At 37.2% G+C, this 19,931-nt stretch carries 15 protein-coding genes; 2 read left to right on the top strand and 13 right to left on the bottom strand.

Annotation, left to right across the window (positions count from 1 at the left end; all coding sequences use genetic code 11):
- Nucleotides 1-417: 417 nt before the first annotated feature.
- The 8 genes from BALCAV_RS09220 to BALCAV_RS23080 all read right to left on the bottom strand — a co-directional run bounded on the left by BALCAV_RS09220 (nt 418) and on the right by BALCAV_RS23080 (nt 10,565).
- Nucleotides 418-1,908, bottom strand: coding sequence for a methyl-accepting chemotaxis protein (locus BALCAV_RS09220; RefSeq protein ID WP_003322019.1), 1,491 nt, complete (start codon nt 1,906-1,908; stop codon nt 418-420).
- A gap of 125 nt (nt 1,909-2,033) precedes the next feature.
- Complete coding sequence (locus tag BALCAV_RS09215) at nt 2,034-3,161, bottom strand: mannitol-1-phosphate 5-dehydrogenase (protein ID WP_040323823.1); 1,128 nt, start codon at nt 3,159-3,161, stop codon at nt 2,034-2,036.
- 2 nt (nt 3,162-3,163) lie between these two features.
- Complete coding sequence (locus tag BALCAV_RS09210; RefSeq protein WP_003322017.1) at nt 3,164-3,595, bottom strand: PTS sugar transporter subunit IIA; 432 nt, start codon at nt 3,593-3,595, stop codon at nt 3,164-3,166.
- Complete coding sequence (locus BALCAV_RS09205) at nt 3,592-5,694, bottom strand: BglG family transcription antiterminator (protein ID WP_003322016.1); 2,103 nt, start codon at nt 5,692-5,694, stop codon at nt 3,592-3,594. The genes BALCAV_RS09210 and BALCAV_RS09205 overlap by 4 nt, the downstream gene beginning before the upstream one ends.
- Nucleotides 5,695-5,713: 19 nt before the next feature.
- A complete protein-coding gene (locus BALCAV_RS09200; RefSeq protein ID WP_003322015.1) occupies nt 5,714-7,132 on the bottom strand; it encodes a PTS mannitol transporter subunit IICB in 1,419 nt (472 codons plus the stop codon).
- A 325-nt stretch (nt 7,133-7,457) separates the two neighbouring features.
- Complete coding sequence (locus tag BALCAV_RS09195) at nt 7,458-9,614, bottom strand: S9 family peptidase (RefSeq protein ID WP_235213096.1); 2,157 nt, start codon at nt 9,612-9,614, stop codon at nt 7,458-7,460.
- Between the two features lie 37 nt (nt 9,615-9,651).
- Nucleotides 9,652-10,026 carry a MazG nucleotide pyrophosphohydrolase domain-containing protein gene (locus tag BALCAV_RS09190; RefSeq protein WP_003322013.1) on the bottom strand — a complete coding sequence of 125 codons (375 nt, stop codon included), beginning with the start codon at nt 10,024-10,026 and terminating at the stop codon, nt 9,652-9,654.
- 413 nt (nt 10,027-10,439) lie between these two features.
- Nucleotides 10,440-10,565, bottom strand: a complete 126-nt coding sequence (locus BALCAV_RS23080; RefSeq protein WP_268746799.1) for a hypothetical protein — start codon at nt 10,563-10,565, stop codon at nt 10,440-10,442.
- A gap of 219 nt (nt 10,566-10,784) precedes the next feature.
- Between BALCAV_RS23080 and BALCAV_RS09185 the strand changes: the two genes are divergently transcribed.
- Together BALCAV_RS09185 and BALCAV_RS09180 are read left to right on the top strand one after the other, a co-directional pair.
- A complete protein-coding gene (locus tag BALCAV_RS09185) occupies nt 10,785-11,483 on the top strand; it encodes an ABC transporter ATP-binding protein (RefSeq protein WP_003322012.1) in 699 nt (232 codons plus the stop codon).
- Nucleotides 11,449-14,013 (top strand): ABC transporter permease, encoded by a 2,565-nt coding sequence (locus BALCAV_RS09180; protein ID WP_003322011.1) that lies wholly within the window; start codon nt 11,449-11,451, stop codon nt 14,011-14,013. The genes BALCAV_RS09185 and BALCAV_RS09180 overlap by 35 nt, the downstream gene beginning before the upstream one ends.
- A 108-nt stretch (nt 14,014-14,121) precedes the next feature.
- Here the strand turns inward: BALCAV_RS09180 and BALCAV_RS22265 are convergent, their stop codons facing one another.
- From BALCAV_RS22265 to BALCAV_RS09165, 5 genes are all read right to left on the bottom strand, one after another.
- On the bottom strand, nt 14,122-14,274 hold the full coding sequence (locus BALCAV_RS22265; RefSeq protein ID WP_160173397.1) for a hypothetical protein: 153 nt from the start codon (nt 14,272-14,274) through the stop codon (nt 14,122-14,124).
- Nucleotides 14,271-16,703: a heavy metal translocating P-type ATPase gene (locus tag BALCAV_RS09175; protein WP_003322009.1), complete on the bottom strand. Its 2,433-nt coding sequence runs from the start codon at nt 16,701-16,703 to the stop codon at nt 14,271-14,273. Before BALCAV_RS09175 ends, BALCAV_RS22265 begins: the two co-directional genes overlap by 4 nt.
- Nucleotides 16,704-16,759: 56 nt before the next feature.
- On the bottom strand, nt 16,760-17,083 hold the full coding sequence (locus BALCAV_RS09170; RefSeq protein ID WP_003322008.1) for a (2Fe-2S) ferredoxin domain-containing protein: 324 nt from the start codon (nt 17,081-17,083) through the stop codon (nt 16,760-16,762).
- A gap of 457 nt (nt 17,084-17,540) precedes the next feature.
- Nucleotides 17,541-17,711 carry a hypothetical protein gene (locus BALCAV_RS22540; protein ID WP_003322007.1) on the bottom strand — a complete coding sequence of 57 codons (171 nt, stop codon included), beginning with the start codon at nt 17,709-17,711 and terminating at the stop codon, nt 17,541-17,543.
- Nucleotides 17,712-18,418: 707 nt separating this feature from the next.
- Complete coding sequence (locus BALCAV_RS09165; RefSeq protein WP_003322006.1) at nt 18,419-19,909, bottom strand: tripartite tricarboxylate transporter permease; 1,491 nt, start codon at nt 19,907-19,909, stop codon at nt 18,419-18,421.
- Nucleotides 19,910-19,931 lie beyond the last annotated feature (22 nt).

Below are 19,931 nucleotides of genomic sequence, written 5' to 3'. Positions count from 1 at the left end.
GTCTGAACCTGCGGACGCGTGCACAGCCTCTCCTTCTGACTTTCCTCCCTAAAAGTTTGAATCTGTGGCTGTGTGCACAGCTTTTCCTTCAGACTTTCCTCCCTAAAGTCTGAATCTGCGGACGCGTACCTAGCTTCTCCTTCTGACTTTCCTCCCTAAAGTCTGAACCTGCCGACTCGTTCGGGGCTTCTCCTTCTGACTTTCCTCTCTAAAGTCTGAACCTGCCGACGCGTGCACAGCCTCTCCTTCTGACTTTCCTCCCTAAAGTCTGAACCTGTGCCTGCATCTTCTCTTAAACTAATTGCCCCTCCACCCTAAAAGAAGTATGCTCCTAAAGCTGCCAAAAAAGCGATGAGAGGTGATTTAACCTTCTCATCGCTTTCCCAATTCATTTAATGTTTCTTACGGTGGTCCTGTTTATTTTTTCTCATGATGAACGAGGGCTCTTAATTCAGCACTTAATTCTTTTATCTCCACTATCGCTTGGTTCATTTTCGTTATTAAGTTGTGCTCATTTTCTAAGGTTGATAATATTTCTTCTGTTGAAGCTGCATTTTCTTCTGATATATTGGCGACATTCTCGATTTGTGCTTGAATATCAATAAAATGCTCAGTTGCCCCTTTAATTTCATCCATTCCCTTTGTGAGCTCCACATTCGTCTGTTGATAAGAATTTTTAATTTCGTAAAAGAAGTCAGCAACAGCGTCCAGTAAGTGTGCCCCCTCTTTAACAGCACGTTCACCTTCTACTGATTTTTCTTGGGCAAGTTGCGATTTCTCAAAGAGGGTCGTTGTCACATCTGTAATCGTTACGGTTATTTCTTCACTTTGCTCCGCTAATTTACGAACTTCATCAGCGACTACCGCAAAACCCTTACCATGTTCCCCTGCTCGTGCCGATTCAATTGCGGCATTTAAGGCTAATAGATTCGTTTGTTCGGCAATCTTCTTGACCCCATCTAACAAACTATTGACTTTAGTTAAACTCTCCTGTAAATCGGTAACGGTTGTTGTCGTTAAACGAATCGACGAATGCACAGTCCCCACATGATTGGAGACTTGTTTTATTTTTTCTAAACCATCCGCTACTCGTCCATTCATTGAATTAGATGTTTCAACAATTCCTTCTGATATGTTGACTGTTTCATTCGCTTTTTGTAACGAATTCCCCATTGCTATATTCACCACATGGAGGCTATTGGATTCCTCCTGTATCGCTGCGGTCATTTGCTGTACAGCATCGAGCATATGGTGACTGGATTCATAAATAGTCTCGATATTTGTATTAAAGTGAGTGACGTTATCTTCTAATTGATCTGTCCCTTTTTCGATCGCTTCGAACGTCTCTTGGAGCTGCTCTAATAATTGATTAGCTCTTAATTCCTTCTGATACGATTGCTCAATTAATTCACGTCCCCATTTGGTTAATAAATATAAGACTACTAAAATACCGTTCATCATTGCTAAAATCGTAACCATCGCCTTAAGTTGATGGTCGGCTCCAAGTAATTGCTCTGGTCCAATTAGATAAATGGTGATTAAACCAATATTTAAAAAGATACCAAAAGAGAGAATCAAATTTTTCTTAAAATAAAGGGCAACTACACCAATGGTGACCATAATAATATAATGCTTATTTAAAGTGAAGCCGTCTAAAACAAGGAGGATAAGAGCCGCACAATTTGGAATTAAAGCAAATGTAAACCCTTTCAAATACTCTGAAATTGGTAGAAAATAATTCAAAACACTTAGTAGAACGATCCCAGCACAAGCAATTACTATTGGAATAGTATCCTGCAAACCTCTGTCCATGACAACCGGAACAATTAACAACAGCACCAAAATACAAATTAATGTTAAGCTAACAAGATGAACTCTTTTTGTGTTATATGTATCACGAATTTCCATCTTATTCCTCCTCGTTTTTTTATCAATACCTTTATCCTAATATAAATGACCTGTTTTTGATAGTCTTTATTTTCGACAAAAAAGCCGGTGAAGAAACGCTTTAAGTTTCCCCTACCGACTTTTAATTAGCTTATTCTTTTCTCAATTTCTTCAACAAGAGCACTGTTTTTATCTAACCCTGTTACTTCAACAATGACTTCTTTTAGCTCTTTTTGTGCCAACATTTGTTGTAGCTGGACACTTTCCTCATCGGATTGAACATCAAATTGAAACGCCGCTTCGATTCCTTCTAATAAGGCCTTTGGTTCATATCCAAGTTCAACTAATTGACGGGCCGGTTTAATAAATCTTTCATTAAAACTAAGCTTTCGAAGTGGACCTCTCCCCACTCGTTTGACATCATCAGAGAGATATGGGTTTTTGAATCGGTTTAAAATCTTTTCTACATACCTTTTATGCTCAGCACGATCAAAGCCGTACTTCTCCGTTAATAAGGTCGACGTTTCCTCTAAAGCCCCTCTGACCATACGCTCAATTGTCTCATCAGCAATCGCTTCATTAATCGCTTCAATCCCTCTAGCAAATCCTAAATAAGCAACCATCGCATGTCCTGTATTAACCGTAAATAGCTTTCTTTCAATATAAGGCGTTAAGTCCTGAACAAAGGTGGCACCACTAATTTCAGGTCGACTCGTATGAATCGCCGCTTCATCGATAACCCACTCATAAAAAGGTTCAACCGCTACCGTTAGAAGCTCTTCATGCTGTTGATTCGGTACAATTCGATCAACCGCTGAGTTAGGGAAGCTTGTGACCTTTTCCATTTCGGCCATTTCTTGTTCCGTCAAATACGTCTCAATATGGGACTTTAACGTCTCTGTTGCCCCGATCGCATTTTCACAAGCAATAACAAATACATCTTTCCCTGCTCGTTGCTTTAACCCCTTTGCAATCGGCTCGGCGACGAATTTTAAAATGTTTGGACCAACAGCAGTCGTCACAATATCCGCGGAAGCAATTTCCTCAATCACTTGCTCTATTTGAGTTTGACTGTTTAAACCTCTAACATTTGTGACGGTTTCATTCTGTCCATTTTCTTCTGCAATATGAACTGTATAGGCCTTTTTTTGATTTAATTCATCAATTATTTCAGCATTGACATCTACGAAAACAACCTCATAACCCGAACGGTGTAAAAGAGACCCGATAAACCCTCTCCCGATATTACCTGCTCCAAAATGGACCGCCTTCATCATTAGTTCACCTCTTCGAATAGGGCTAATACTTCACTCGGCTCTCTCGCCTCAACAATTTTCTTCACATTTTCTTCTTCTGAACAAACAATGGCAATTTGAGACAAAATTTCTAAATGCTCATCACCAACTCCGGCAATCCCAATGACAAGACGAACCTTTTCACCATTCCAATTAATCGGTTCTTTATAAATTTGAACGGCCAATCCAGATGCTATCACTTCTTTTTTGGCATCATCTGTTCCATGAGGGATCGCTAGCATATTCCCCATAAAAGTCGAAGTAAGCTCTTCTCTTTCTAACATTTTGTCTACATAAGTTGGATTTACATACCCTTTTTCTGTTAAAATCGCTCCTACTTCTTTAATTGCCTCTTCTTTTGTTTTTGCTTGTCCATTAAATTGAATGTTTTCTTTTGCTAAAATTTGTTTCATGTTGTCCACTCCTTTTCAAAAATATCTTGCAAATAGGTTTTAAATTGATTGGCAAGGAATTGTTTTATCTCTATTTCTTCCTCTTGCTCAAACAATTGGATTGTTGACTCACTTTCAATAATTAAAGCACTAATATAACTCATAAGAGCTAACCGATGTTCTGCAAATTCCTCTGGCGCTAATAAAATCAATATTCGCTTTACTAAAATGCTTTGATTATCCATCCCTCGTCTCAAAAGAGGTTCTTGTAAGTCATAAACAGAGAAAAACGGCTGTTTAATTTGTCGATGTCGCGTATGAAACAAGGCTAATGTCGTTCCAGGAATCGCTAAACCACCTAATTTCTCTCGTTCAAGCAAGGCTGACAATACCTCTTGATAGGAGTCAATCATTTTCTTTTCTTGATACGATTTGCATAAATATGCCAAGTTATTCTCTAAAATATCAGGCTTTAAATCTTTGACTTCAAATTGTTGTAAGATGAATTGGATATCTTCATTAATGTCTCCAACCACTTTAAAAAAATGCTGACTGTATGGTGGGGCTGTTCCTTTTTTAGGTTGAAGAGCGTTCTCTTTCCAAACAACCGCTTTTTCAGTTAAGACGTTATCAAGATAGTTTCTTATTGTTTGCACTTCATCTTTTGATAGAAACGGCTTCACATGAAAGTAATGGTCGACCCCTTGTAATGGAACCGTTGAAATGACTAGATCATATTCATTAAGTTGAAACTGTCCTAATTCAAATAGAGAGGCATTTTTCAACATTGTAATCTCCGGAAATTCCTTATTTAATCGACTTGCTAACAACTTTGATGAGCCGATTCCACTAGAACAAATAACCAATGCTTTTAATTCAGCTTTCTTACGCCTAATTTCTAATACAGAACCAAAATGCATAACAAGGAAACCAATTTCTTCATCTGGAATATCCAACGAATGAAAGATACGTTTAGCAACCGTTTTGACGGCGTGAAAAAGCTCTGCATAATCGTCTTTTATTTTTTCTAAAAGAGGGTTATGAATTTTCATCCTTTGACTCATTCGATACATTGCCGGTTTTAAATGAGCGACTAGTCCTTGGTAAAGAGCATCATCTGCTAAAGAGAGATTAAGTTCCTTCCCTACTTCATCAATAAATTTCTTAACCGTCACAGCTAATTGTAAATCTGAACCTTCTAATACCTCTTCTTTTTGATTCATCCATTTTACAGCTCGTAAATGCATCGAGATATAGCCAACTTCTTCATCTGGGATCTGGATATCCATCACTTTTTCAAGCTCATCTGCTAAAGATTTGGCAAGGGCAAACTCTTTATACGTTTGCAAAGAATCGAGATACTCTCCTCTTAACTCAATTCTCTCACCTTGTTTTAATCTCTCAATCGCCAATGTAACATGAACGATTAAACCAACATATGAACTATCAACCATCTCCTCAACTAAAGTAATCCGCCATTTGTCGATCGTATCTTTTACCTTTTTTACAGTAGCCAAATCGACATAATGCATCAGACGCTTTAAGACAACTCTTGAAATAGCCGTTTGTTCTTCTTCCACACCACTAAGGATTTGATAGAAGTAATCCTCATTTAAGTTTTCACTAATTAATTTACTTAAAGCTCTGCGGATAATTACTTCATCACCAACTACCTCAACCCCATAACCACGCTTCTTTATTAGGGTCAACTGGAATTGATTAAGCCACTTTTCTACTTTAATTAAATCATTACTGACGGTCGCGACCGTCACATTCAATTCATTCGCTAATGCATACAACTTTACAGGTTCTCGCACGTGTAAAAGGTGAGAGAGGAGCACAACTTGGCGCTCCTCTGGGGTGTATTCTTCATGGTCTAATGTCCCTAGAAAAGACATTAAATTTACGCGGTCATCTAGATTTCCTACAACCCCAAACCCATTTATACTTTTTTTTAAGGACAAGTTAAACTCAGCTAATATATCCTCAATTCCTTTAAGGTCACGTTGGATCGTGCGTGTACTAACTTCCAACGACTTAGCTATATCAGATAATGGTATTCCATCGTTCTGCTTCACTATTAACGTTAATATCGAACGTTCTCGTGCGGAAATGTACAACGCAACTCCCTCTTTTCCCTTATTTATTTAATCGCTCAATTAACTCATCGTACTTTGGACTGTTTAAGAAATTCTCTACTGAGATATGCTCCGCATTTGGATTTTTTGCACGAGCACGGTCTGTTAAATCTTTGTGAGTAATTACTACATCCGCATCCGCCGGCAAATTATTAATAGATGTATTCGTAACATCCATCGTAATTTCTGCTTTCTTTAACTTATTTCGGAGTAAAGAAGCCCCCATTGCACTTGAACCCATTCCAGCATCACAAGCAAAAACAATTTTATTAATGTCTGTTGCTTCTTGAGCAGGAGTTGCCTCTACTTTTTGTTGTTCAAAAGAAGAAGCAACACTACTCTTTTTCCCTTTTAAACCTTCCATTTTCTGCGCAGCAGACGATAAATCCTCTTCTTCTTGTTTACCCGTTTTTAAAATAATCGATGCAATTAAGAAGGAAACAGCAGTCGCCACAATTACACCGGCTAAAACAGCAAAGTATTCTCCACGTGGTGTCATCGCCATTAATGCGATAATACTTCCTGGTGATGGTGTTGCTACTAACCCTGCATTAAGTAGGGAAAATGTAAAGACTCCACTCATTCCACCTGCAATCGCCGCCAAAATAAGGGCAGGTTTCATTAAAATGTATGGGAAGTAAATTTCGTGAATTCCCCCTAAGAAATGAATTACAACGGCACCAGGTGCTGATTGTTTCGCCATTCCTTTACCAAAGATACAAAAAGCTAATAAAATACCGAGACCAGGACCAGGATTTGTCTCTAATAAGAACAAAATCGATTTCCCTGCTGAAGCTGCCTGATCTAAGGCTATCGGACTTAAAATCCCATGATTAATTGCATTATTTAAGAATAACACTTTCGCTGGTTCGATAAAAATGCTCGCAAGCGGCAATAAACCTAAATTAATAATTGTATTTACACCATTTGCTAACCAACCGCTTAACGTAACAACAATAGGTCCAACCCCACCAAATGCTAAGATTGCTAAGAGTGCCCCTAAAATTCCTGATGAAAAGTTATTAACAAGCATTTCAAAGCCTGATTTCACTTTTCCTTCGACTAACTTATCAAACTTTTTGATTAAGTACCCACCAAGTGGTCCCATAATCATGGCACCAATAAACATTGGAATATCAGCACCAACAATAACCCCAAGTGTAGCCGTAGCACCGACGACACCCCCGCGGACATCATAGACCATCTTACCGCCCGTGTAACCAATTAATAACGGTAGTAAATAAAGAATCATTGGATCAACTAATGATGCTAAATTTTCATTAGGTGTCCAACCCGTCTCAATAAATAACGCCGTAATGAATCCCCACGCAATAAACGCACCAATATTTGGCATAATCATGCCACTTAAGTTACTTCCAAAACGTTGAACCTTTGTACGAAAACTCGTCTTTTCCGACATATTCATCCTCCTTTTATTATAAAGAGTTAGTAAAGTTAAGATAATTTCTACCTTTAGAGTAAACGCTTTCCCTGCCACTCTCAATGAAATAAAAACTCAATTTCGTCACAATTAAGGGTGACAAAATTTAATAAAGCTTTTGTTCTAAGTCTTTTTTAGAATTTTAACTTTTCACACGAGAAATATAATACTATTTATTATCTCTCACTAATAAAACAATCTATCCACCCAAGTTAAACCCTCTAAAAAATGAAGATATAATTTAATTACAAATACTTCTCAACAAAAAAACACCTCTTTAAAGGTGTTTTTTCGCTCTACCCTCTTAAAGGTAGTACTTAAACCAATCGAAAACTCGCTTATAATAATCCTTAATATTCTCCTCTTTCCAATCTCCTTGCCAATGACCTTCATCATATAAAACCAACTGTGCGGTCTTATCTAAACGATTTAATGCAGAAAAAATTGGTCCAGCTTCTCCCTTACATATATGATCTTTTGTTCCTTGAATAATAAGTACAGGCGTTTTAATATTATGAAAATCAAATAAAGGAGAATTTCTTATATACCTTTCCTTTTCTTCCCATAAGTTCTTACCTAAGTTAAATTGTCCGTCTTCTACTAAACCATACACCATGTTAAGATCAGGATTATAAGCATCAAAGTGGGTCGAAAAAGAAATTAAATTACCTATGCCAGCTGAGACGACTGCCGCATTAAACCGTTGTATTCTTGTGATTGCTACAAGTGCTGAGTAGCCGCCAAATGAATGGCCAATGATGCCAATCCTCTCTGGATCTATACTGGGATGTTGAACAAGCACATCCAGTGCCGCCTCAACTGCTTCTGTTATTTCATCTGCAGGTTCATTTCCTCTAGACATAGGCAAATCAGGTAAAAATACTGCATAACCTCTGGATGCTAACAATTGATGATTATCATATTTAGAAGAGCTTAATCCAAACTGGCGTATGTAATCTGATTGCATAGCACCCCCATAAACTCTCATAATCACAGGAAGTGGTTCTTTTATATTTTGAGGCAAGAGTAGAGCCCCTCTCATCTTACGTCCTTTCAAACTCCAAGTCAGGATTTGGGAAGATCCGAGCTGTTTATTATTTAAGGTTGTTAAATTTACCAATTCAGATTCATTTGTGTTCAAATGAAGTACTTTCAAAGCTGGTGGCTGGTCAGCATTCTGAATAAAGTAAGCAAGAACCGCTTCTCCGTTATGATAATTACTTGCAGCCCCACCTTCAAACCAAGGTAAGTGACCAAAAGGCTCCTCTAATACCTTTATAAATTCTCCTGTTATTAAGTTAACCTTCCAAAAAACATATAAGGCTGCTTTTGACTCATGTGTCTGAACTAAAATATGCTCTCCATCTATACCAAGAGCGGCAACTACTATTCGTCCTTTCCCAGTAACAACTTCTTCAATTTCGTTCAATGTAGAACGATAATGCCACAACTTTCCTCTGGCAACAATCGCTACATTACCATTAGCTAGAGGTTTAGGTATTTCAAATTCATGGCCTAAATGAACCTTTTTATTATGATATAAAAGCGATTTTTCAAATGAAGAGGTATGAACTACCCACAACCCACCATCAGCTAGCGATCCACTTGTCGTATAATATATAGAATGATTATCTAATCCCCAGCTAAAACCAATACCATACTCCATTCGAATATTAGTGGCCACACATTTGGGTTGAAGTCGTTCTTGCATTACCAAACGACATACCCATAATTCATAAATATTTTGTTGAGAATCTCTTTTTTCTTCCCCCAAACAATTAGTGAATGCAAGGGTCTTACCATCTTTTGATAACTGCATTCCTACTGGTTTCAGCCCACGACAAAGTATCGTTTTAGCTCTTTTAATTACATCGATTACACTTATATCAGCCCGATACCGATTAAACCATTGCAGTAAATCCGAGTCTCCTTCCGTTCCATTTCCTTCTTTTGTTTTAAATACTTTAACTGTACTAACCGATTCATTAGTAATCAACTCATCATTTTCAAAATTATAAAAGTTACTTTCTTCAAATAGCCCATCAGGCATTGTTTTCACAATAATATTACGTCCATCTTTCATCCATATCGGTTTTTCAAACCCAAAAAAAGGACGTACGATTTTGTCTGATGCTACATTTAACTCTCCACTTAAAGAATCCCACAACCAAAGCTGAGCCTTCCCTTTTATATCAGCAAAAAAGGCTAGTGTTTTCCCATCAGGGGACCAGACTCCTCCCCAACTACTATTCGCATCCGATGTAAGAGGAAATGCTTCATTAGTTTTAAGGTTACATACCCATTGAGAATAACCTTTGACAGCCATTGAAACACCAATCGATTGTTCACTTTTTGTATATTCGTCTAAACAAAACGCAAGCCATTTATTATCGGTAGATATTGACATATGGACCAAACTAGCTGGTTCTTTTATATTTAGAACCTCATCAACTGTTAACAAACGCTCCATCAACCTCCTCCATAATCTTCATTGTTCGTTATCTTCTTTCAATATAAATTCGCCTTTGGATTTCTTCCATTTTGTTATAAAAGCTTTCCTCCATATCAATCTCGAAATAGTTAGCAAACTTCATGATATAAGCGATGCAATCAGCGAGTTCTTTGCCTATGTTTTCTTTATGTAGTTCTTTAGCTCGTAAAAATGCTTCTTGCTCTGTAAGATTCTCGGATTGCTGAAGTTGTTTTGTCTTTGTAAAAATCCCTCTAAATTCTTCTGCCACTTCACTGACCTCTGTTGTTAGGAGCATATAATTGTTCAAAATCGCCATTTTTGTCTCGAGGAATTCACTCTCTGGAATGTCCCAATTTTTTTCTTTTTGAAAATCTTTTAAATAATGCTGAACTTCCTTCATGGCAAACAACGACTCCTTATCAGATTTTTCTTTTTATTTTAGCATAAGGAAAGTCATAGACTTTCCGTCCGCTCACTTTCGTTTACAAGCGGCTAAGACTTCTCGCTATGTTAAGAAGTCTATAGGCTTAACTTTTCATACTTTTTGCACTCAATAAAACCTGAGTCAAATAAGAGATTCTTCTATTAGTTAATCCGTTCAAATTCTCACAAAATTTTATATTATTTTGATTAAATTACCATATTTACATTATTTTATGTTATTATAAATTAACAGAAACATCATTTGTTTCTGTCATTTTATAATAATGGGGGAATAAAGATGAAAAAATAGATTTTTGCAGCAACCTTAGCTCTTGCTTCGTTCGTTGGTTTTCAAAGTGTAAGTGAGGCAGCAAGTGTCAGTCCATCAAATCAAGAAGTACGTGGTACTACTGGTACAGCTACATGGAATCTTACTTGGTCAGGAAGTGGTGCACATGCGGTAAGGTTCAACCCAGGTGATGGTTCAGGTAATAGAACAATTGATTCAAATAACACAATTGGAGTCCTTAGAAATATTCAGCATACTTATCGAACTAACCAACAACTAAGAACTTGGACTGCAAATTTTAGCGTAACAAATCTATCTAACCAAACACAACAAGTTACATCTGCTAGAGTAGTTCATAGACTCCCTTAAATTAAAAATACTTAACACAAATTACCCTTTAACATTCTATTAAAGGGTAATTTGTATAAATAGAAAGGAATTTAATTATGATAATTTTAGAAGATGTGATTGTGAAATATGGAACTAATCCCGTTACAATTGCCTTAAATAAAATCTCATTAAAAATAAACCAAGGAGATTGGATTACGATTGTTGGGTCTTCCGGCTCAGGTAAATCAACTCTTCTTAATGTAGTAGGTGGTTTACTTCCTTTAACTTCTGGTGCTATTCAAATAAGTGGTTTAGATTTAGCTCAACTCAATAACAATGAGATTCAAGAACTACGTAGAAATACAATTTCATATATATATCAAGATTTTAAGCTATTTAATCAATATACCGTATTAGAGAATATAATTGTGCCACAATTGCCTTATCAAGATAAAAAAAATCTTATTACTAAAGCTAAACATTTGTTAACATCTGTGAACTTAGATCATAGAACCAATCATTTTCCAACACAGTTATCAGGAGGAGAGAAACAAAGAGTAGCGATTGCTAGAGCTCTTTTATCAGAACCAGCAATTTTACTATGTGATGAACCTACCGGAAATCTAGATAGTGAAAATACAGATGTCATTATGCAACTTATAAAAGCTACTCACTCAAAGGGAATAACAATTTTATTTGTTACCCATGATCAAAAACTAATTCATTATGGAAATCAAATTCTAACTATGCGAGATGGTAATATAAAGGAGCATTATATCCATGAAACGAATGATAAGAAAAAATCTTACAAATAAATTACATACTAATTTTTATTTTATCATTTCCCTTATAATTATCTTTTTAGTAATTCCTATTGCTCTGTTCTCTATTACAAAAATGCATAGTCAAATTAATGCCGATATTATTAATCATTCAAGAGGAAGCTACGACATTTTAGTAAGACCACCATCCAATGTCACTGAGATTGAAAAAGAATTAAATATTGTACCTGAAAACTATTTAGGTGGAGGTAATGGAGGGATTTCTCTTTCGACTTGGGAACAAATTAAAGAAAGAGAAGATATCGAGGTGGCAGCTCCTATTTCATCATTAGGTTATTTTACCGGTTTAAATTCTACACTAGGAATTCTGCCCTCACCAGAAGCACCCTCAACCTATCATGTTGAATATACAACAAGTGATGGAATCAATGAATATGTTTACAATAATTATGATCTTATATTTTTAGGTGATCCTGAAATTTCTGGGAGTTATATACCCCTAGTCACAAATGAAGATATGTTCTTTTACCTTGATTGGCGTCATGCTCTTTTTCCACTTCCTGTTACATATCATCATTTAGTAGCAATTGACCCTTTAGAAGAAGAGAAGCTGACAACTATTGATTTCACCGACATCATTTTCGGTGAAGAAAAGAAAGGACGTGCTCAAGGGTTCGGTTCCAGCCAAGAAATATTAGACACAGTAGAAATTATTCCAGTCTTACAACTGCAGGATAGTGGAATATCAGTCAACATGAATATTGAAATTGGCGAACTCCCCTTTAATGAAGAGGATACAAAAATATTCGAAGAAGAACTTGGAGTTGATAATAGGACGACTACTTTCTCTAGTTTCTTCTTAGAACCTGAATTCGAACATTTTTTCCATGAATTACTAAGCAATACAGAGATTCATACGACTCGTTCTCATATTGATTTAAGCCCGCATTTAAGACCTTTTAATTCGGAAGCAAAAGGATTTGTTGTTACTGAGAATCAAGAACTCATTGATATCGACACCTATAGTAGTGAGGTAAGTTATGCAAGTGGTGTTAGTTGGAACGATATTACTCGCTATTATTTAGCTGATCCAGTACCATATACCATAACCGAACAAGGATTAATGGTTCAACAAGTTGGAGAAGAAGCAGGTGTCCCTACTTATCGATCGATTGAAGAGCAGGGAGAAGGCATTAGAGAACATTGGCATTCTGACACAGAGCTGTCTATTATGATAGATGCAGTTGGCTTTTATGAGATTGGGAATAAAGATGAAAGTCTAGCCTCCAGCCCACTTGGTATTTATCAATTAGAACCAGTCAGATATATAAATGAAGCTGGAGAATCCATTAATATGAAACCTACCGTTACAGCAGGTAGTTACGTTACCGCTCCTGCTGAAGGAATCACAAATATTGAATCCGCCAGTTTTATTAAGGGTGACAATCCAATTGATGCGATAAGAGTGAAAATTGCTGGATTTAATGAATACTCGCCTGATGCAGCAAAAGAAATCCAAAGGATAGCGACTGAACTAGAAGATTTAGGACTTCACGTTGATATTGTAGCCGGTTCTTCTTTGCAAGTAATCGATGTTGAAATAGAAGGGGTTGGAACCGTTCAAGAATCTTGGACAACCTTAGGGGCCTCTGGACAAATTGTTGGACAATGGGATGTTACAAACGCTTTACTTGCCATTACTTTTATTATCGTTTCAATTATTTATATCGTAAACAGGCTTAAGGTGTGGAGTAAAGAGAAAGAAGCTGATGTTCACTTATTAAAGATCCTAGGTTGGGAACATAAAGATATTAAAAAGCTTTATTTAAAAGAAGTATTTTCAATTATTGTTACTGCGATTATGATCGCAATATGGCTATTAACATCTGTCATATTTTATACAGAGCAGTCTTTTCAAATACTATTTTATCAATTTATTGTTATATTGATCGCTTTAATTTTACTTTATTTACTGATCAACCGTCATGTAAATCACCTTTTACAAAGAGAAAAAAAGCAACATCCAAAATTGGTCAAACACACTAAATCTTTGTTATGGAGGAATATTAGCTACTATAAACAAAGTATTTGGGCTACCTTTGTTCAAATATTAATGGTAAGCAGCTTAGCTTCTTTGGTCTATCTGTCCTTAACAGAATCTGTAGCTCAAACAAATCTTACCCTTCTAGGTCAACATATAAATGCATCTGTAAGCAATTGGAATCAATTGATTATCATATGTACATTTATTCTTGCATTGATTACCATTATTGAAAACTTGAGCACAATGCTACAAAATCGAAAAAAAGAGATAGACACATATAAAATATTAGGATGGAAAATAACTTCCATTAAAGTCCTTTATACGAAAGAAATGGCTTTATGGACAGGTATCGCTTTATTACTAGGTTCAATCTTAAGCTTTCTTTTATTCTTTAGCTTTTATCCGGTTACACCTCAGAGCAGTTTATTCATTTTTTTAACTTCTTTAGCTTTTTATTTAGTAATATTAATAATTATATTTTTGATATTAACTATCAGATTAAATCAATCTACAAAATAAGAAACCATTGAAATTAGCCCATTGCCCGAAAGAACAGTATCTTTCAAGATAATAAGTAAAAGAACCTCGAGTCGTTTTCCACATAACTCGAGGTTCTTTTTTTAAACGTTAATGGTCATCATGTTCCTCATGTTCTTCACTATGTTCATCGTGATTCATATCCGTACTCGTTAAAGGATTTTCTCCTGTAATGAGAGTGAAGCCGATAATCACAATGGCTAGATAGGCTATCCCACTCATGACCCATGTTTTTATTTTCATTTGACTTCACTCCTTCCTGTTAGTTTGAGCCTTTGTAATCGTAGAGCATTTAAAACAACCGAGACCGAACTGAAGGCCATCGCCGCTCCAGCAACCCAAGGAGCAAGTAAGCCAATTGCTGCAATTGGAATCGATGCAGTGTTGTAGAAAAAGGCAAAAAATAAGTTTTGTTTAATGTTACGCATCGTTTTATCACTTAGTTCGATACTATCCGCAACACTGTGCAGGTCGCCGCGCATTAACGTAATGTCTGCAGCCTCGATCGCCACATCGGTTCCTGTCCCAATTGCCATTCCGATATCGGCTACAGCTAGTGCAGGAGCATCATTGATTCCATCACCAACCATCGCCACCTTTTTTCCTTCTCCTTGGATTTTTTTAATTTGATCTGCTTTTTGTTCTGGAACGACCTCTGCAATGACACGATCGATGCCAACTTGCTTTCCAATCGCTGCTGCCGTTCGATTGTTATCTCCAGTCAGCATAATCACTTCTAAACCAAGATCATGGAGGCGCTTAATCGCTGCTTTTGATGTTTCTTTGACCGTGTCAGCAACAGCAACTATCCCGGCAAACTGATCATCGATTGCGACGAGCATCGCTGTTTTTCCTTGTTCTTCAAGCTCGTTCATCCGCTCTTCAAAATGAGCGATTTCTACATGGTTCTGTGCCATTAAATGACGTGTTCCAACCAATACCTTTTTTCCTTCGACTTCTGCTTGGATTCCATAACCAGGTACCGCTTCAAAAAAACTAACTGGCTGCAAAGAGATACCCTTTGCTTGCACGCCTTTGACAATGGCTTCAGCAAGTGGATGCTCTGAATTTTTCTCAGCACTAGCTACATAAGCTAACATTTCTTCTTCATCGATTGCAGAAGCGACAACAACATCGGTTAATTCTGGTTTTCCTTTTGTAACTGTACCCGTTTTATCTAACACAACCGTTTGAATTGAACGAGTATTTTCTAAGTGCTCTCCACCTTTAAAAAGAACACCCATTTCTGCCGCTCGTCCTGAACCCGCCATAATTGATGTCGGTGTGGCCAAGCCAAGAGCACACGGACAAGCAATGACTAAAATTGTAATCAAAGGAACAATTGCGGAACGGAAATCCCCTGGTGCGACGATAAAATACCAAACCAAAAATGTAACAATGGCAAAAGCAACAACTATCGGTACAAAAATACCTGACACTTTATCAGCAACCCGTTGAATATCAGCCTTACTACCTTGAGCCTCTTCTACAACCTTGACAATTTGGGCAAGAGCCGTATCTTTGCCTACCTTTGTTGCCTCTATCTTCAACAAGCCATTTTTATTTATCGTAGCTCCAATCGCGGTATCGCCTTGCTTTTTATCAATTGGAATACTTTCACCAGTAATCATCGATTCATCAACGGCAGATTGGCCGTCTACAATTTTTCCATCGACTGGGATTTTTTCTCCTGGTCGAACAATAACCATATCCCCAACGATTACTTCTTCGATGGCAATCTCCATTTCTTCACCATCACGAACGACTCTAGCTGTTTTCGCTTGCATCCCTAATAGTTTCTGAATCGCTTGACCAGTGCGTCCCTTCGCTCTCACTTCAAATAACTTCCCTAATATAACAAGTGTAATGATGACAGCCGCTGTCTCAAAGTACAATTCAGGCATACCTTGCTGACCTTGGGCAAGCCATTCCCAGCCTAAGAAAATGCTATAAAAATAAGCAACCGTTGTCCCAAGTGCAATTAGAACGTCCATATTAGCACTTTTACTTCTTAAAGCTTTATAAGCCCCCCGATAAAATTGGGCACCAACTATGAACTGAACTGGTGTTGCTAAAGCAAGCTGGACCCACGGATTCATAAACATATCAGGCATATAAATGAAGGAAGTAAACTGAAAATGTGTAACCATCGTCCATAACAAAGGCAATGTTAGAATCGCTGAAAAAATAAACTTCCCTGTTTGATGAGCAATTTCTTTTTCTTTACTGTTTTCTGTTTCTTCTTTTGATGTTTGCTTCTTTAAACCATATCCAATTTTCTCAACTTTTTCGATCAAATTATCGATCGTTACTTCGCTTTGATTATATTCAACTGTAGCCGTTTCTAAGGCTAAATTGACATTTACACTTGTGACACCATCCATTTTTGATAACCCTTTTTCAACTCGAGTTGCACAGGCGGCACAAGTCATACCTGTGACATCAAAGGTTTCTTTTTCATGAACAACGCCATAGCCCAGTTTCTCAATTTTATCTTCAAATTGTTGAACATCTGTTTTTTCAGTGTCAAAAATGATTTTCGTTTTTTCAACGGCATAATTGACATTTGCCTCATGTACGCCTTCCATCTTGGATAAACCTTTTTCGATTCGATTGGCACAAGCAGCACAAGTCATACCACTTATTTGTAAAGATATTTCTTTTGTTTTCATCTGAAGTCCTCCTCTAACAATATAAAAAGCCTATTCTCTAACGGACATAGCTGGACTTATTTCTCCACCCTAAAACAATCATTCACATAAGTATATAAACGGTTCTTGATAAATGGTTTCTGATCTCTTTTGGCTTGAATTAAATCCACAGCAAGCTCAGGAGTCATTTGCTGATACCATACACCTTTTGGGTATTCGATTACAATGGGCCCCTTTTTACATTGCCCATTACAAAGTGTCTTGGTCGTATGAATTTGTGTGTGAAGCTGACATGATTTAATTGTTGAACGCATCGACTCTGTCACCGATTCCGCTCCATTCTTTGTACAAGAATTCCCATTACACAAAAGAAAATGAGTGGAAACTGTACTTAAGTTCATATTGATAACTCCTTTAAGCAAACTTATATAAAATTAAATTGTACTGGCATCTTAATAATGGTTGCTTCTCTCTACCACCAATATACTATACCCCCCTAATGTATTTCAAGGTATTTAAGAAAATAATTTATTTTGCCTACCACTCAAATGGAGTTGCCCAACTATAATCACTCTCTCTTCAAGTGAAATACAGACTTTTTCCACCTTTAAAACTATACCCTCATTATGTATATTAATCGTTGATAATTGCCCTGCTACTTCATTTCACCCGTATCAATCAATACATAAAATAACATATATATCCATATGTAATTACTCACACCATAAATAAAATTCGTCGGTATAAGAAAACAAAAAAAGACGTCTCAAAGCCCTAGTTAGCGTTCACGACATCTTCTTATATTTCTATGTGGTTATCGGCAAATTCTCATAATGTCGACATGTTGACTTTTATGTGTTATTCCCTGTCATCTTGTCCATTTTCAGACGTTTGACTACTCAAGTATTCATTTGGTTCTCCTCCGACTGCGTTATGGTTTTTAAACTGGCTTAAACGACCATTTCTATGTTCGCCACTATTTTCATTTTCCTTAAATTGATTATTATGCTTTTTATTATGTTTACCCATTTTACACCTCATGAATCATATTTTTAGATATGCTACCCTATCAAATCAGTGAACCGGTCCAGCACATTTTAATAAGGAATATACTTTTATTGTCTGTTTATGCCCTAAAAATATACAAGTCAAAAAAGATTTTTTCATAATAAAATTTTCTAAAGGATTATTATTTTATTGGATATGAGAATTTAGGTTAAATAGCCTCCTTGTTGGAGAAGGAATAGAATGAGAAAGACTGCCAAAATAAGCCGAGTTTCGTCTAGCTCGGCTTCTTTTTCCTCTTCTTGACTCCAAATACGCCATACTTCCGCTAGCTCGGCTTCTTTTTCAACTTCATGACTCCTTATACGCCGTACTCCCGCTGACTCGGCTTCTTTTTCAACTTCATAATTCCTTATGCGCCGTACTCTCGCTAGCTCGGCTTCTTTTTCAACTTCATGACTCCAAATACGCCGTACTTCCGCTGGCTCGGCTTCTTTTTCAACTTCTTGACTCCTTATACGCCGTACTTCCGCTTACTCGGCTTCTTTTTCAACTTCATAATTCCTTATACGCCGTACTTCCGCTAGCTCGGCTTCTTTTTCAACTTCTTAAACCCAAATACGCCGTACTTCCTCTGCACAGCTTTTCCTATACGATCAAAAAGGATATCCAAAAGTCCAACTGCATTTGGATACCCCCATAATGTATAAAACGAACTTTTCCAAAACGACTTAACTTACAGGTTCTTTTTTTCTTCTAACACGCTCTCTCCAAGCTGGAATCACAATCGATAATGCGGTAAGGACAAATAACGTCATCGCAAGCGGACTGCTTGTGAAAATATTCCATGACCCACCTGAGATCGTTAAAGATTGGCGTAGAGCTTGTTCCATCATTCCACCTAAAATAAAGGCGAGAATAAATGGAGCAGCTGGAAAAGCAAATATCCGCATTAAATAACCTAATATTCCAAAAATAACGAGTAAATAAAGATCAAAGGTACTAAAGCTGACAGCATAAACCCCAACTAAACTTGAAATAATCACTAATGAAATCAATAACGGACGGGGTACTTTTAAAATTTTTACAAAATAAGGGATTAACGGTAAGTTTAAAATTAATAAAAAGACATTCCCTATATACATACTCGCTATAACACCCCAGAATACTGTCGGGTTTTCTGTCATTAGTAACGGACCTGGCTGAACACCCAGAACGAGAAAAGCTCCTAGCATAACCGCCGTTGTTCCTGACCCAGGAATCCCTAGACTTAATAAGGGCACAAAAGCTCCACTTGTTGCGGCATTGTTCGCCGTTTCTGGTCCTGCTAAACCTTTAATGGATCCCTTCCCGAATTCTTCAGGCTTTTTAGCCATTTTCTTTTCCGTAATATAAGCGACAAATGACGAGATCGTCGCTCCTGCACCTGGTAAAACACCAAGGATAAATCCTAAGAATGATTGTCTTGTCATGGGACCTTTCATCTCTTTAAAATCTTCCTTTGTTAACTTCAAGCTGCCAATATTATTTAAACCAGACAACTTTTCTTTTCGATTTAAAATTAAAAAACAAACTTCCGCAATCGCAAAGACACCGAGGGCAATAATTAAAAAGTCAATTCCATCAAGTAAGTTCACACTTCCAAATGTAAATCGACTCGTTCCCGTTTGTGAATCGATACCGATTGTCACAATCATAAATCCAAATACAGCTGAGATCAGAGCTTTAATGGTCGACCCTTCTGATAAACTCGCGATCGCTGTTAAGCCGAGTAACATTAAAGCAAAATACTCTGGTGGTCCAAATATAATGGCCACACTAGCAAGCATTGGGGCAAACATCATTAACAAAATAACACTGACCGTTCCTCCAACAAATGAACAGATTGCCGATATCGCTAAGGCTTTACCCGCTTTGCCTTGCTGAGCCATTGGATATCCATCAAATGCTGCGGCAACCGTCCCTGCTACACCTGGTGCATTTAATAAAATCGATGATGTCGATCCCCCATACATCGAACCATAATAAACTCCGGCCATCATCACAAGGGCAATCGTTGGATCCATTCCATATGTGACTGGAATCATAATCGCAATCGCACTAATCGGTCCAAGGCCAGGAATCATTCCAATAATCGTCCCTAATAAAACACCGATAAAAACAAACAATATCGCTTCCCAACTAAAAGCTACCTGAAACCCTTGCATTATTCCATCAAACATGGGCTTATCTCACTCCTTTCCG

It is taken from the genome of Alkalihalobacillus alcalophilus ATCC 27647 = CGMCC 1.3604, assembly GCF_000292245.2.
GTDB lineage: Bacteria > Bacillota > Bacilli > Bacillales > Bacillaceae_D > Alkalihalobacillus > Alkalihalobacillus alcalophilus.
This window is presented reverse-complemented; position numbering and strand designations above follow the sequence as displayed.